The 15,434-nt window shown below is 57.2% G+C and carries 8 protein-coding genes, 6 tRNA genes and 3 rRNA genes; all 17 read right to left on the minus strand.

The genetic code is table 11. From position 1 onward, the window contains the following. Positions 1-4 precede the first annotated feature (4 nt). On the minus strand, positions 5-4,111 hold the full coding sequence (rpoB, locus tag LDZ23_RS12930) for a DNA-directed RNA polymerase subunit beta (RefSeq protein WP_008343804.1): 4,107 nt from the start codon (positions 4,109-4,111) through the stop codon (positions 5-7). A gap of 368 nt (positions 4,112-4,479) precedes the next feature. Next, complete coding sequence (gene rplL, locus LDZ23_RS12935; RefSeq protein ID WP_008343803.1) at positions 4,480-4,857, minus strand: 50S ribosomal protein L7/L12; 378 nt, start codon at positions 4,855-4,857, stop codon at positions 4,480-4,482. An 83-nt stretch (positions 4,858-4,940) separates the two neighbouring features. Continuing rightward, a complete protein-coding gene (rplJ, locus tag LDZ23_RS12940; protein ID WP_008343799.1) occupies positions 4,941-5,438 on the minus strand; it encodes a 50S ribosomal protein L10 in 498 nt (165 codons plus the stop codon). 303 nt (positions 5,439-5,741) lie between these two features. Then, complete coding sequence (rplA, locus tag LDZ23_RS12945) at positions 5,742-6,440, minus strand: 50S ribosomal protein L1 (RefSeq protein ID WP_008343797.1); 699 nt, start codon at positions 6,438-6,440, stop codon at positions 5,742-5,744. Beyond that, positions 6,441-6,872, minus strand: coding sequence for a 50S ribosomal protein L11 (rplK, locus tag LDZ23_RS12950; RefSeq protein ID WP_008343796.1), 432 nt, complete (start codon positions 6,870-6,872; stop codon positions 6,441-6,443). A gap of 147 nt (positions 6,873-7,019) precedes the next feature. Further along, complete coding sequence (nusG, locus tag LDZ23_RS12955) at positions 7,020-7,577, minus strand: transcription termination/antitermination protein NusG (RefSeq protein WP_008343792.1); 558 nt, start codon at positions 7,575-7,577, stop codon at positions 7,020-7,022. Position 7,578: 1 nt separating this feature from the next. Beyond that, positions 7,579-7,959, minus strand: a complete 381-nt coding sequence (gene secE / locus LDZ23_RS12960; RefSeq protein WP_008343790.1) for a preprotein translocase subunit SecE — start codon at positions 7,957-7,959, stop codon at positions 7,579-7,581. 35 nt (positions 7,960-7,994) lie between these two features. Further along, positions 7,995-8,070: transfer RNA gene (locus LDZ23_RS12965), tRNA-Trp, on the minus strand. Between the two features lie 67 nt (positions 8,071-8,137). Next, positions 8,138-9,328: an elongation factor Tu gene (gene tuf / locus LDZ23_RS12970; protein WP_008343820.1), complete on the minus strand. Its 1,191-nt coding sequence runs from the start codon at positions 9,326-9,328 to the stop codon at positions 8,138-8,140. Between the two features lie 62 nt (positions 9,329-9,390). Further along, a tRNA-Thr gene (locus LDZ23_RS12975) sits at positions 9,391-9,465 on the minus strand. A 16-nt stretch (positions 9,466-9,481) separates the two neighbouring features. Then, positions 9,482-9,555, minus strand: a tRNA-Gly gene (locus LDZ23_RS12980). A 30-nt stretch (positions 9,556-9,585) separates the two neighbouring features. Next, positions 9,586-9,671 (minus strand) — tRNA-Tyr (locus LDZ23_RS12985). A gap of 154 nt (positions 9,672-9,825) precedes the next feature. Next, positions 9,826-9,938, minus strand: a 5S ribosomal RNA gene (gene rrf / locus LDZ23_RS12990). A 156-nt stretch (positions 9,939-10,094) separates the two neighbouring features. Further along, positions 10,095-12,977, minus strand: a 23S ribosomal RNA gene (locus LDZ23_RS12995). Positions 12,978-13,261: 284 nt separating this feature from the next. Continuing rightward, a tRNA-Ala gene (locus LDZ23_RS13000) sits at positions 13,262-13,337 on the minus strand. Between the two features lie 47 nt (positions 13,338-13,384). Continuing rightward, positions 13,385-13,461 (minus strand) — tRNA-Ile (locus LDZ23_RS13005). A gap of 63 nt (positions 13,462-13,524) precedes the next feature. Next, a 16S ribosomal RNA gene (locus LDZ23_RS13010) occupies positions 13,525-15,056 on the minus strand. The 16S, 23S and 5S rRNA genes sit together here with 5 tRNA genes alongside, the layout of an rRNA operon. Positions 15,057-15,434 lie beyond the last annotated feature (378 nt).

The following is a 15,434-nucleotide window of genomic DNA, read 5'->3' on the forward strand; positions in this document are numbered from 1 at the left end:
CCGATTAGTTGCGGTCCAGATCGATATCAATACCGAGCGAGCGGATTTCCTTCACCAACACGTTGAAGGATTCCGGCATGCCCGCGTCGATGACGTGATCGCCCTTGACGAGGTTCTCATAAACCTTCGTCCGGCCCGTCACGTCGTCCGACTTGACCGTCAGCATTTCTTGCAGCACATACGACGCGCCATACGCCTCGAGTGCCCACACTTCCATCTCACCGAAGCGCTGACCACCGAACTGCGCCTTACCACCCAGCGGCTGCTGCGTGACGAGCGAGTACGGACCGGTCGAACGTGCGTGCATCTTGTCGTCGACCAAGTGGTGCAGCTTCAGGTAGTGCATGTAGCCGACCGTGACCGTGCGCTCGAATGCTTCGCCGGTGCGGCCGTCGTACAGGGTGACCTGGTTCTTCGACGGCGTCATGCCGAGATTCGTGGCGATGTCGTCCGGGAACGCCAGATCGAGCGCACGCGTCATTTCGTGTTCCGTCGCGCCGTCGAACACCGGCGTCGCGAACGGCACACCTTCGCGCAAGTTCTTCGCGAGTTCGAGGATCTCGTCGTCGGAGAACTTGTCCAGCTCTTCCTGACGGCCCGACTCGTTATAGATCTGCGTGAGGAACTGACGCATTTCTTCGATCTTCGCCTGACGCTGCATCATCTCGCCGATGCGCCAGCCGAGACCCTTCGCGGCCCAGCCGAGGTGCACTTCGAGAATCTGACCCACGTTCATCCGCGACGGCACGCCGAGCGGGTTCAGCACGACGTCGGCCGGACGGCCATCGGCCATGTACGGCATGTCTTCGATCGGCACGATCTTCGACACGACACCCTTGTTACCGTGACGACCCGCCATCTTGTCGCCAGGCTGCAGGCGACGCTTCACGGCGAGATACACCTTGACCATCTTCAGCACGCCCGGCGGCAGTTCGTCGCCTTGCGTGAGCTTCTTGCGCTTCTCTTCGAACGCGAGATCGAACTGGTGACGCTTCTGCTCGATCGAGTCCTTGATCGCTTCCAGCTGTGCCGCGGCTTCTTCGTCCGCGAGGCGGATGTCGAACCAGTGGTAGTGATCGAGATCTTCGAGGTACGCGAGGTCGATCTTCGTGCCCTTCGCGAGCTTCTTCGGACCGCCATTCGCGACCTTGCCGTTCAGCATGCGGGCGAGACGCGAGAACGCGTCGCCTTCCACGATGCGCAGCTGGTCGTTCAAATCGAGGCGATAACGCTTCAGTTCGTCGTCGATGATCTGTTGCGCGCGCTTGTCACGCGTGATGCCTTCGCGCGTGAACACTTGCACGTCGATGACCGTACCGCTCATGCCCGAGGGCACGCGCAGCGACGTATCCTTCACGTCCGATGCCTTCTCGCCGAAGATCGCGCGCAGCAGCTTTTCTTCCGGCGTCAGTTGGGTTTCGCCCTTCGGCGTGACCTTGCCGACCAGCACGTCGCCCGCCTCGACTTCCGCGCCGATGTACACGATGCCCGACTCATCGAGACGGCCAAGCTGCACTTCCGCGAGGTTCGAGATATCGCGCGTGATTTCTTCCGGTCCGAGCTTCGTGTCGCGAGCAACGACATTCAGTTCTTCGATGTGGATCGACGTATAGCGATCGTCCGCAACGACCTTCTCCGAGATCAGAATCGAGTCTTCGAAGTTGTAGCCGTTCCACGGCATGAACGCGACCAGCATGTTCTGGCCGAGCGCGAGCTCGCCCAAATCCGTCGATGCACCGTCAGCCAGCACGTCGCCGCGCGCAACCTTGTCGCCGACCTTCGCGATCGGACGCTGGTTGATGTTCGTGTTCTGGTTCGAACGCGTGTACTTGATCAGGTTGTAGATGTCCACGCCGACGTCGCCGGCCACGGCTTCATCGTCGTTCACGCGAATCACGATACGGCCCGCGTCGACGTAATCCACCACGCCACCGCGCAGCGCCTGAACCGTCGTGCCCGAGTCGACCGCGACCGTGCGCTCGATGCCCGTACCGACGACCGGCTTTTCCGGACGCAGGCAAGGCACGGCCTGACGCTGCATGTTCGAACCCATCAACGCGCGGTTCGCGTCGTCGTGCTCGAGGAACGGGATCAGCGATGCAGCCACCGACACGATCTGCGACGGCGCCACGTCCATGTACTGGATGCGGTCCGGCGTGACCATCAACGTTTCGCCCGCTTCACGCGACGACACGAGTTCGTCGGTCAGCGTGCCGTCTTCGCTCACGGCGGCATTCGCCTGCGCGATCACGTAGCGGCCTTCTTCGATCGCCGACAGATAGTCGATCTGATCCGTCACCTTGCTGTCCACGACCTTGCGGTACGGCGTTTCGAGGAAGCCGTACTCGTTCAGGTGCGCGTACAGAGCGAGCGAGTTGATCAGACCGATGTTCGGACCTTCCGGCGTTTCGATCGGGCACACACGGCCGTAGTGCGTCGGATGCACGTCGCGGACTTCGAAGCCCGCGCGCTCGCGCGTCAGACCGCCCGGGCCCAGTGCCGAAACGCGACGCTTGTGCGTGATTTCCGACAGCGGGTTGGTCTGGTCCATGAACTGCGAGAGCTGCGACGAACCGAAGAACTCGCGAATCGCCGACGAAATCGGCTTCGAGTTGATCAGGTCGTGCGGCATCAGGTTTTCGCTTTCGGCCTGGCCGAGGCGTTCCTTCACAGCCCGTTCGACGCGCACGAGACCCGCGCGGAACTGGTTCTCCGCGAGCTCGCCGACGCAACGCACGCGACGATTGCCGAGGTGGTCGATATCGTCCACTTCGCCCTTGCCGTTACGCAGCTCGACGAGGATCTTGATGGTCGCGAGGATGTCGTCGTCCTGCAGCGTCATCGGTCCGATGATTTCGTCACGGCCGACGCGGCGGTTGAACTTCATGCGGCCGACCTTCGACAGGTCGTACGCGTCTTCGCTGTAGAACAGACGGTTGAACAGCGCCTCGACCGCTTCTTCGGTCGGCGGCTCGCCCGGGCGCATCATGCGGTAGATCGCGATGCGCGCGGCCATCTTGTCGGCAGTTTCGTCGATACGCAGCGTCGACGAAATGTACGGACCCTGATCCAGATCGTTCGTGTAGAGCGTCTGAATGTCCTTGACCTTCGCTTCGCGCAGCTTCTCGAGAACCGTTTCCGTGATTTCTTCGTTGGCGTTCGCGATCACTTCGCCCGTTTCGGGGTCGATCACGTTCTTCGCCAGCACGCGGCCGAGCAGGTATTCCTCCGGCACCGAGATGAACTTCGTCTTGGCGTTTTCGAGGTCGCGAATGTGCTTCGCGTTGATCCGCTTGTCCTTCGTGACGATGACGTTGCCATCGCGATCCTGGATGTCGAAGCGCGCGACTTCGCCGCGCAGACGCTCAGGCACGAATTCCATTTGCGCGCCTTCGCTCATCAGCGCGAAGTTGTCGAACACGAAGAAGTTCGCGAGGATCTGCTCCGGCGACATGCCGATAGCCTTCAGCAGGATCGTGACCGGCATCTTGCGGCGACGGTCGACGCGGAAGTACAGCACGTCCTTCGGATCGAATTCGAAGTCGAGCCACGAGCCACGATAGGGAATGATACGAGCCGAGAACAGCAGCTTGCCGGAGCTGTGCGTCTTGCCCTTGTCGTGCTCGAAGAAGACACCAGGCGAACGGTGGAGCTGCGACACGATCACGCGCTCGGTACCGTTGATGACGAACGAACCCGTCGGCGTCATGAGCGGAATTTCGCCCATGTACACTTCCTGCTCCTTCACTTCCTTGACGACCGGCTTGCTCGGCGATTCCTTGTCGAGCAGAACCAGGCGCACTTTCGCGCGCAGCGCCGAGCAGTACGTCAGACCGCGCTGCTGGCATTCCTTGATGTTGAACGCGGGCGGCGACAGCATGTAGCTGACGAACTCGAGACGCGCGAAACCGTTGTGCGAGACGATCGGGAAAACAGAGCTGAACGCAGCCTGCAAGCCTTCGGACTTGCGCTGCGAGGAAGACGTGTCCGCTTGCAGAAACGTCTGGAATGATTCAAGCTGGGTCGCCAGCAAAAAGGGAACTTGGTGAACGATGGGGCGCTTCGCGAAACTCTTGCGAATACGCTTCTTCTCGGTGAAGGAATATTGCATACGATCTCCGAATCACGGCGGGCGTTACCGAGGCGGGATACCTCGATGCCACAGCCCGGTGTTCACCGACTGAGACCCGCGCAACTGTCCGGGGAGGACGCGCGAATCTAGAAGCTTGGTGGTTGGCCGCTACCAACCGCTGGCTGACGGCAGCGGATGCCTGTGTTTCCCGCTACCCGACCAAACTTGCCTTCTGCAGTCGCTTCAGAAGACAAAGAGAACAATCGGAAAATTCTGCCGTTCCGAGCGTTATCTTTGGCTTCTGCGGAGACATTTATGCTTGCTGACAAGCATATAAACTGCGTCCCCACAAAGCACAAAAAGGCCGGCGGTGAAAAACCGCCAGCCTTCGCATAGCGCAATGAAACTTACTTGATTTCAGCCTTCGCGCCAGCGTCTTCCAGCTTCTTCTTGGCTTCTTCAGCAGCAGCCTTGGGCACCGCTTCCTTGATGGGCTTCGGTGCGCCGTCAACCAGATCCTTCGCTTCCTTCAGGCCGAGACCCGTCAGTTCACGAACAGCCTTAATGACGGAAACCTTGTTCGCGCCTGCTTCGAGCAGGTTCACGGTGAACTCCGTCTGCTCTTCAGCAGCAGCAGCGGCGCCACCGGCACCTGCGGGGCCAGCAACTGCGACAGCAGCAGCCGACACGCCAAACTTCTCTTCGAACGCCTTGACCAGCTCGTTCAGTTCCAGCACCGACATCGAGCCAACGGCTTCGAGGATGTCTTCTTTTGCGATTGCCATGTGAAATACTCCTAGATTGAATTCGGATCGAGCTAGCGATCTAGCTTTGCCTAACTTAAGCGACTAGCGCCCAAGCGCGGTCGTTACACAGCTTCGCCCTGCTTCTTTTCAGCCAGCGCGGCCAGAGCGCGCGCAAAGCCGGAAACAGGTGCCTGCATGACGAACAGCAACTTGGAGAGCAGTTCTTCGCGGCTCGGGATGTTGGCCAGCGCTTGCACGCCTGCCTTGTCCATCACGTTGCCTTCGTAGGAACCAGCCTTGATGATCAACTTGTCATTGCTCTTGCCGAAGTCGTTGACGACCTTGGCAGCGGCAATGGCATCTTCCGAGATGCCGTAGATCAGAGGACCGGTCATCTGCTCAGCCAGCGGAGCGAACGGCGTACCTTCGACGGCGCGACGCGCCAGCGTGTTCTTCAACACGCGCAGATACACCTGTTGCTCACGCGCTTTCGCGCGCAGCTTGGTCAGATCGCCAACCGTGATCCCACGATACTCAGCGAGCACCATCGTCTGAGCCTTCGCGACTTGCGCGGCGACTTCTGCGACGACTGCCTGCTTATCTTCTTTGTTCAGTGGCACGGTTAAACCTCCAGATTCGATGCACTCGGGCGAACTACCCTCATGCACCACGTTCAACAACGGCGTCCGACTGTTAGGAGTATTTCGATCGATTGGTGAGACGTCTCACGACGCTCGATAACCGACTTCAACCACTGCAAAACTGTTTCGGGTTCGCCATCTGCGTTGGCTTGAATTAAGGCAATGCCTGCCTGCTGCACCGCCACCAACGGTCTTTGACAACCGGTTGCTCAATCGAAACTGCAATCTTGCAACCGCCCAAAGCCCATATGAAGCGCGGTCATCTGACCGCGCTCGAAATTCTTACTGTTGCGCCAGCGTGGCTTGATCCACGCGAACGCCGACGCCCATCGTGCTCGACACCGCGATCTTGCGCAGGTACACGCCCTTGCTGGTCGCCGGCTTCGCCTTTTGCAGCGCTTCGATCAGCGCCGACAGGTTCTGACGCAGCGATGCCGGCTCGAACGATGCGCGACCGATCGTGCCGTGGATGATACCGGCCTTGTCTACGCGGAACTGAACCTGACCCGCCTTCGCGTTCTTGACCGCTTGAGCGACGTCCGGCGTAACCGTACCGACCTTCGGGTTCGGCATCAGACCACGCGGACCGAGGATCTGACCCAGCGTACCGACGACACGCATCGTGTCCGGCGAAGCGATCACGACGTCGAAATTCAGATTGCCGGCCTTGACTTGCTCGGCCAGGTCTTCCATGCCGACCACGTCTGCGCCAGCTGCGCGAGCCTGTTCAGCCTTGTCGCCTTGCGCGAACACTGCGACGCGAACCGACTTGCCGGTACCAGCCGGCAGAACCACGGAGCCGCGAACCACCTGATCCGACTTCTTCGCGTCGATGCCGAGCTGCACTGCAACGTCGATCGACTCGTCGAACTTGGCGCTCGCGCATTCCTTCACGAGAGCCAGCGCGTCGTCGATCGCGTACAGCTTCTGACGATCAACCTTGTTCGCAAATGCCTGAAGGCGCTTAGAAAGCTTAGCCATTTACACGCCCTCCACAGTGATGCCCATCGAACGCGCGCTGCCGGCGATCGTACGCACGGCTGCATCCAGATCAGCTGCCGTAAGATCCGGCATCTTGGTCTTCGCGATTTCTTCCGCTTGAGCGCGGGTGATGTTGCCGACCTTGTCGGTGTGCGGCTTGCTCGAACCCTTCTGCACTGCGGCCGCCTTCTTGATCAGAACGGTAGCCGGCGGCGTCTTCATGATGAAGGTGAAGCTCTTGTCCGCGAATGCCGTAATGACGACCGGCACCGGCAGACCCGGCTCCATGCCCTGAGTCTGCGCGTTGAACGCCTTGCAGAACTCCATGATGTTCAGGCCACGCTGGCCCAGTGCCGGACCGACCGGCGGCGACGGGTTGGCTTTACCTGCAGGAATCTGCAGCTTGATAAAGCCGATGATTTTCTTTGCCATGTTGAAAACCTCTGCTGAACGCGTGAGCGTTCGGTGAGTGATAGCGCGCGTTCGACGTTGCCGACTACTGACGCTCCTCAACGGTCATGACGCGGACCGTAAGCGCGAATCGCGCGATGGCCCGAAAGCCACGCGCGATGTATTCGATTAAAGCTTCTCGACCTGACCGAACTCGAGTTCGACCGGCGTCGAACGCCCGAAAATCGTGACAGAAACACGCACTCGGGACTTTTCGTAATTCACTTCTTCGACGTTGCCATTAAAGTCGGTGAACGGACCTTCCTTCACGCGGACCATCTCGCCGACTTCGAAGAGCGTCTTCGGCCGCGGCTTCTCGACGCCTTCCTGCATCTGCGACATGATCTTTTCGACTTCACGTGGCGAGATGGGACTCGGGCGATTGCGCGCACCACCAACGAAACCGGTTACTTTGGCCGTGTTCTTGACCAGATGCCACGTTTCGTCCGTCATTTCCATTTCGACCAGGACGTAACCCGGGAAGAAACGACGCTCGGTGACCGATTTGTGGCCGCCCTTTACTTCAACAACTTCTTCGGTCGGGACAAGAATCTGACCGAATTGATTTTGCATGCCTGCGCGCTCGATGCGCTCCTGAAGCGCACGTTGCACGCTCTTCTCCATGCCGGAGTAGGCGTGCACCACATACCAACGCTTTCCACTCGGGGATGTCGGAGTATCGCTCATATCATTTCCAACCCAGAATCGCCGAGAAAATCACCCATTCGATCGACTTATCGCTAAGCCAAAGGAAGATGGCCATGATCAGAACAAACGCGAAGACCACCAGGGTCGTTTGCGTGGCCTCTTTGCGAGTCGGCCAGACAACCTTGCGGACTTCCTTGTACGAGTCTTTGGCAAAAGCGATGAAACCCTTGCCCGGCGCAGAGAGCAGACCGACTGCGACACCCGCGATGACACCAACAGCAAGCGCTGCGCCGCGGACGTACCATTCTTGGCCCGAGAGCCAGAAGAATCCAACGAATCCGGCCAAGACCAACAATACGCCCGCCACCAACATCAACTTGTCGCCGGAAGTATTTACAGTTTCGACGGAAGGATTCGCCATAACACCTTAAACAGCGCCACTTGGCGCGAGAATTTTGGCAGGGGCAGAGGGAATCGAACCCCCAACCTTCGGTTTTGGAGACCGACGCTCTGCCAGTTGAGCTATACCCCTAAACCATTTGGGGTCGACGGACATTGCCGACCCCGAAACCACTAACTACCGAGAAGATTTCTGGCTCTTACTCGATAATCTTCGCCACGACACCGGCGCCGACGGTACGGCCGCCTTCGCGGATTGCGAAGCGCAGACCTTCTTCCATGGCGATCGGAGCGATCAGCTTGACCGTGATCGACACGTTGTCGCCCGGCATCACCATTTCCTTGTCCTTCGGCAGCTCGATCGAGCCCGTCACGTCCGTCGTACGGAAGTAGAACTGCGGACGGTAGTTGTTGAAGAACGGCGTGTGACGGCCGCCTTCGTCCTTGCTCAGCACGTACACTTCAGCCGTGAAGTGCGTGTGCGGCGTGATCGAACCCGGCTTGGCCAGAACCTGGCCGCGCTCCACGTCTTCACGCTTCGTGCCGCGCAGCAGGATACCGACGTTGTCGCCTGCCTGACCTTGGTCGAGCAGCTTGCGGAACATTTCCACGCCCGTGCAGGTCGTCTTCACCGTCGGCTTGATACCGACGATTTCGATTTCCTCGCCGACCTTGACGATGCCGCGCTCGACGCGACCCGTCACCACCGTGCCGCGACCCGAGATCGAGAACACGTCTTCCACCGGCATCAGGAACGCGCCGTCAACTGCACGCTCCGGCGTCGGGATGTACGAATCCAGCGCGTCGGCCAGGTTCATGATCGCCACTTCGCCCAGCTCGCCCTTGTCGCCTTCCAGCGCCAGCTTGGCCGAACCCTTGATGATCGGGGTGTCGTCGCCCGGGAAGTCGTACTTCGACAGCAGTTCGCGCACTTCCATTTCGACGAGCTCGAGCAGCTCGGCGTCGTCCACCATGTCGCACTTGTTCAGGAACACGATGATGTACGGCACGCCAACCTGACGGGCCAGCAGGATGTGCTCACGCGTTTGCGGCATCGGGCCATCAGCAGCCGAACACACCAGGATTGCGCCGTCCATCTGCGCGGCGCCCGTGATCATGTTCTTCACGTAGTCGGCGTGGCCCGGGCAGTCGACGTGTGCGTAGTGGCGGTTAGCCGTTTCGTACTCGACGTGCGCGGTGTTGATGGTAATACCGCGCGCCTTTTCTTCCGGCGCTGCGTCGATCTGGTCGTACGCCTTCGCTTCGCCGCCGAACTTCTGCGTGAGAACCGTCGTGATCGCTGCCGTCAGCGTGGTCTTGCCGTGGTCAACGTGACCGATCGTGCCCACGTTCACGTGCGGCTTGGTCCGCTCGAATTTACCTTTGGCCATTTTCGACTCCTAACAGGATTTTCGCACCTTGCGCCGCGCGCAACTTACTAGACTGATACAGCTGGTGCCCATGGGCAGGATCGAACTGCCGACCTCTCCCTTACCAAGGGAGTGCTCTACCACTGAGCCACATGGGCACTACAAAATCGACACTGGAGCGGGTGAAGGGAATCGAACCCTCGTCGTAAGCTTGGAAGGCTTCTGCTCTACCATTGAGCTACACCCGCGAGGGTTGGATTCCCTTACCGCTTGAATTCTGGTGGAGGAGGTTGGATTCGAACCAACGTAGGCGTAAGCCAACAGATTTACAGTCTGCCCCCTTTAGCCACTCGGGCACCCCTCCGCAGAGAACTATCGATTATGGGGTAACAACACGCCGTTGTCAAGCGTTTCTTACGACCCGAAAATTTCGAGGCTCTCACTTATAGGTGAGACGAAAAACGCAAAAAGCCCCAACTCGTTGGAGTTGGGGCTTTCGCTTGCTTTCAGCATGAGGAGCCTGACGATTACCTACTTTCACACGGGTATCCGCACTATCATCGGCGTGGAGTCGTTTCACGGTCCTGTTCGGGATGGGAAGGGGTGGGACCGACTCGCTATGGTCATCAGGCATGACTTGTTGTTGTCTCGCCTGGGTGGGCGCGACAACCAATCTGGGAAGAAGTAGAAGTGTTTGGGGAGTGAGTGTCGCACAACGCTACTCAACCAGGGGTGGTATTGACCAAGCGCTGTGGCGCCAAGTCAGTACGTGAAACACACTGGTTATAGGATCAAGCCTTACGGGCAATTAGTATCAGTTAGCTCAATGCATTACTGCACTTACACACCTGACCTATCAACGTCCTGGTCTGGAACGACCCTTCAAGGGGCTCGAAGCCCCGGGGATATCTCATCTTAAGGCGAGTTTCCCGCTTAGATGCTTTCAGCGGTTATCTCTTCCGAACATAGCTACCCGGCGATGCGACTGGCGTCACAACCGGTACACCAGAGGTTCGTCCACTCCGGTCCTCTCGTACTAGGAGCAGCCCCCTTCAAATATCCAACGCCCACGGCAGATAGGGACCAAACTGTCTCACGACGTTTTAAACCCAGCTCACGTACCTCTTTAAATGGCGAACAGCCATACCCTTGGGACCGGCTACAGCCCCAGGATGAGATGAGCCGACATCGAGGTGCCAAACACCGCCGTCGATATGAACTCTTGGGCGGTATCAGCCTGTTATCCCCAGAGTACCTTTTATCCGTTGAGCGATGGCCCTTCCATACAGAACCACCGGATCACTATGACCTGCTTTCGCACCTGCTCGACTTGTCGGTCTCGCAGTTAAGCACGCTTATGCCATTGCACTATCAGCACGATTTCCGACCGTACCTAGCGTACCTTCGTACTCCTCCGTTACGCTTTGGGAGGAGACCGCCCCAGTCAAACTGCCTACCATGCACTGTCCCCGACCCGGATCACGGGCCAAGGTTAGAACCTCAAACAAACCAGGGTGGTATTTCAAGGACGGCTCCACCGAAACTGGCGTTCCGGTTTCATAGCCTCCCACCTATCCTACACAGATCGGTTCAAAGTCCAATGCAAAGCTACAGTAAAGGTTCATGGGGTCTTTCCGTCTAGCCGCGGGGAGATTGCATCATCACAAACACTTCAACTTCGCTGAGTCTCGGGAGGAGACAGTGTGGCCATCGTTACGCCATTCGTGCAGGTCGGAACTTACCCGACAAGGAATTTCGCTACCTTAGGACCGTTATAGTTACGGCCGCCGTTTACCGGGACTTCAATCAAGAGCTTGCACCCCATCATTTAATCTTCCGGCACCGGGCAGGCGTCACACCCTATACGTCCACTTTCGTGTTTGCAGAGTGCTGTGTTTTTATTAAACAGTCGCAGCCACCAGTTTATTGCAACCCTTTCACCCTCCTGGCGCAGGCCAGTCAAGCTACAAGGGCGTACCTTATCCCGAAGTTACGGTACCAATTTGCCGAGTTCCTTCTCCCGAGTTCTCTCAAGCGCCTTAGAATACTCATCTCGCCCACCTGTGTCGGTTTGCGGTACGGTCATCGTTAGACTGAAGCTTAGAGGCTTTTCTTGGAACCACTTCCAATTGCTTCGCTTCCGAAGAAGCTCGCGCCACGCCCTTGAATTACGCACCCGGATTTGCCTAAGTGCCTTCTCCAACGCAGCGACCGGGACGTCCAACACCCGGACAACCTTCCGCGATCCGTCCCCCCATCGCATCTAACAATGGTGCAGGAATATTGACCTGCTTCCCATCAGCTACGCATTTCTGCCTCGCCTTAGGGGCCGACTCACCCTACGCCGATGAACGTTGCGTAGGAAACCTTGGGCTTACGGCGAGGGGGCTTTTCACCCCCTTTATCGCTACTCATGTCAGCATTCGCACTTCCGATACCTCCAGCACGCTTTTCAACGCACCTTCGCAGGCTTACGGAACGCTCTCCTACCACACGTACTTGCGTACGCATCCGCAGCTTCGGTGACTGGCTTGAGCCCCGTTACATCTTCCGCGCAGGACGACTCGATCAGTGAGCTATTACGCTTTCTTTAAAGGGTGGCTGCTTCTAAGCCAACCTCCTGACTGTTTTAGCCTTCCCACTTCGTTTCCCACTTAGCCAATCTTTGGGACCTTAGCTGGCGGTCTGGGTTGTTTCCCTCTTGACACCGGACGTTAGCACCCGATGTCTGTCTCCCGTGATTGCACTCTTCGGTATTCGGAGTTTGCTATGGCGTAGTAATCCGCAATGGACCCCACAACCATGACAGTGCTCTACCCCCGAAGGTGATACACGAGGCACTACCTAAATAGTTTTCGGAGAGAACCAGCTATTTCCAAGTTTGTTTAGCCTTTCACCCCTATCCACAGCTCATCCCCTAACTTTTCAACGTTAGTGGGTTCGGTCCTCCAGTACGTGTTACCGCACCTTCAACCTGGCCATGGATAGATCACTTGGTTTCGGGTCTACGCCCAGCAACTGATCGCCCTGTTCGGACTCGCTTTCGCTACGCCTGCCTTAATCAGTTAAGCTCGCTACTGAACGTAAGTCGCTGACCCATTATACAAAAGGTACGCCGTCACCCGTTTCCAGGCTCCGACTGTTTGTATGCATGCGGTTTCAGGATCTATTTCACTCCCCTCCCGGGGTTCTTTTCGCCTTTCCCTCACGGTACTGGTTCACTATCGGTCGATCACGAGTATTTAGCCTTGGAGGATGGTCCCCCCATCTTCAGACAGGATTTCACGTGTCCCGCCCTACTTGTCGTACCCCTAGTTCTTCCTCGCTGTTTTCGTCTACAGGGCTATCACCTGCTATGGCCGCACTTTCCAGAGCGTTCGACTAACAACAAAGATAAAGAGTACAGGCTGATCCCATTTCGCTCGCCACTACTTTGGGAATCTCGGTTGATTTCTTTTCCTGCGGTTACTTAGATGTTTCAGTTCACCGCGTTCGCTCCACACAACCTATGTATTCAGTTGTGGGTACTCCATTAGGAGTGGGTTTCCCCATTCGGACATTTGTGGATCAAAGCTCGTTTGCCAGCTCCCCACAACTTTTCGCAGGCTACCGCGTCCTTCATCGCCTGTGATCGCCAAGGCATCCACCACATGCACTTGTTCGCTTGACCCTATAACAAGTGTGTCTCTCTCGAGCCACTCTCGCCATAGGCTGAGTATTCGCGTTGTGCCGTATTCCAAGTCATCATCAAGATCACTTTTCATACTTGATACAATCACACCCTGACTACCCGACTCACACCCATCTCTAAGTGCTTTTAGATAGTCTCTTTACTACTTCTTCCAGATTGTTAAAGAACGTTTAGCCGACAAGCTCACTTCACTCGCCTGCGACATCAACTGGCTTTCAATCGCCAATGCAAAGTGCTTCACGAAACACTGCGCATTGAGGACTTGGTGGAGGATGACGGGATCGAACCGACGACCCCCTGCTTGCAAAGCAGGTGCTCTCCCAGCTGAGCTAATCCCCCGCGTCTTGCGTCTGCAGCCTCACTGACTGCCTGACTCATCTTGACCGTGGTGGGTCTGGTTGGATTCGAACCAACGACCCCCGCCTTATCAAGACGGTGCTCTAACCGACTGAGCTACAGACCCAAAGCCTGTCTTCAAACAACAGCCGATAAGCGTGAGCGCTTAACTTCGTGTGCGAAGCTCGAGAAAGGAGGTGATCCAGCCGCACCTTCCGATACGGCTACCTTGTTACGACTTCACCCCAGTCATGAATCCCACCGTGGTAAGCGCCCTCCTTGCGGTTAGGCTACCTACTTCTGGTGAAACCCACTCCCATGGTGTGACGGGCGGTGTGTACAAGACCCGGGAACGTATTCACCGCGGCATGCTGATCCGCGATTACTAGCGATTCCAGCTTCACGCAGTCGAGTTGCAGACTGCGATCCGGACTACGATCGGTTTTCTGGGATTGGCTCCACCTCGCGGCTTGGCAACCCTCTGTTCCGACCATTGTATGACGTGTGAAGCCCTACCCATAAGGGCCATGAGGACTTGACGTCATCCCCACCTTCCTCCGGTTTGTCACCGGCAGTCTCCTTAGAGTGCTCTTGCGTAGCAACTAAGGACAAGGGTTGCGCTCGTTGCGGGACTTAACCCAACATCTCACGACACGAGCTGACGACAGCCATGCAGCACCTGTGCGCCGGTTCTCTTTCGAGCACCCCCACCTTTCAGCAGGGTTCCGACCATGTCAAGGGTAGGTAAGGTTTTTCGCGTTGCATCGAATTAATCCACATCATCCACCGCTTGTGCGGGTCCCCGTCAATTCCTTTGAGTTTTAATCTTGCGACCGTACTCCCCAGGCGGTCAACTTCACGCGTTAGCTACGTTACTAAGGAAATGAATCCCCAACAACTAGTTGACATCGTTTAGGGCGTGGACTACCAGGGTATCTAATCCTGTTTGCTCCCCACGCTTTCGTGCATGAGCGTCAGTGTTGGCCCAGGAGGCTGCCTTCGCCATCGGTATTCCTCCACATCTCTACGCATTTCACTGCTACACGTGGAATTCTACCTCCCTCTGCCACACTCAAAGCCTGCCAGTCACCAATGCAGTTCCCAGGTTAAGCCCGGGGATTTCACATCGGTCTTAACAGACCGCCTGCGCACGCTTTACGCCCAGTAATTCCGATTAACGCTCGCACCCTACGTATTACCGCGGCTGCTGGCACGTAGTTAGCCGGTGCTTATTCTTCCGGTACCGTCATCCTCCATCCATATTAGGGACGAAGTTTTCTTTCCGGACAAAAGTGCTTTACAACCCGAAGGCCTTCTTCACACACGCGGCATTGCTGGATCAGGGTTGCCCCCATTGTCCAAAATTCCCCACTGCTGCCTCCCGTAGGAGTCTGGGCCGTGTCTCAGTCCCAGTGTGGCTGGTCGTCCTCTCAGACCAGCTACAGATCGTCGCCTTGGTAGGCCTTTACCCCACCAACTAGCTAATCTGCCATCGGCCGCCCCTATAGCGCGAGGTCCGAAGATCCCCCGCTTTCTCCCTTAGGTCGTATGCGGTATTAATCCGGCTTTCGCCGGGCTATCCCCCACTACAGGACACGTTCCGATGTATTACTCACCCGTTCGCCACTCGCCACCAGGGTTGCCCCCGTGCTGCCGTTCGACTTGCATGTGTAAGGCATGCCGCCAGCGTTCAATCTGAGCCAGGATCAAACTCTTCAGTTCAATACCTGTTACTGTTTTCTATTCTTCCGAATAGGTCGCTCACTCAACGTACTGACGATGATTTATTCCATCCAAAGATGAACAAACCTTCCTCTGATACTTCGTGTGAGACTCTTGATACTTTTGCTATTACCGATTCCGAAGAACCAGCCGCACTCGCCATCAAGCGCCCACACTTATCGGCTGTTAGTTTTTAAAGAGCACATCGCAAGACAAGCCTTACTTCAACTTCCGTCTTGCGTCGCTGCATCAGCAGCAGAGAAACGAGATTATGAAGAATCTTTTTCTCTTTGTCAACACTATTTTTCGCTTTCGCTTCCAAATCCGGTGACTTCTGAGACCGCCCGTTTCGCTCGGCGGCTCTCGTCTTGCGACGAG

This window comes from Caballeronia zhejiangensis (assembly GCF_022879815.1).
Taxonomy (GTDB): Bacteria; Pseudomonadota; Gammaproteobacteria; order Burkholderiales; family Burkholderiaceae; genus Caballeronia; species Caballeronia zhejiangensis.

Coding starts and splice junctions, on each gene's coding strand:
- rpoB (WP_008343804.1), bottom strand. CDS start 4,111: ATGCAATATTCCTTCACCGAGAAGAAGCGTATTCGCAAGAGTTTCGCG.
- rplL (WP_008343803.1), bottom strand. CDS start 4,857: ATGGCAATCGCAAAAGAAGACATCCTCGAAGCCGTTGGCTCGATGTCG.
- rplA (WP_008343797.1), bottom strand. CDS start 6,440: ATGGCTAAGCTTTCTAAGCGCCTTCAGGCATTTGCGAACAAGGTTGAT.
- rplK (WP_008343796.1), bottom strand. CDS start 6,872: ATGGCAAAGAAAATCATCGGCTTTATCAAGCTGCAGATTCCTGCAGGT.
- nusG (WP_008343792.1), bottom strand. CDS start 7,577: ATGAGCGATACTCCGACATCCCCGAGTGGAAAGCGTTGGTATGTGGTG.
- secE (WP_008343790.1), bottom strand. CDS start 7,959: ATGGCGAATCCTTCCGTCGAAACTGTAAATACTTCCGGCGACAAGTTG.
- tuf (WP_008343820.1), bottom strand. CDS start 9,328: ATGGCCAAAGGTAAATTCGAGCGGACCAAGCCGCACGTGAACGTGGGC.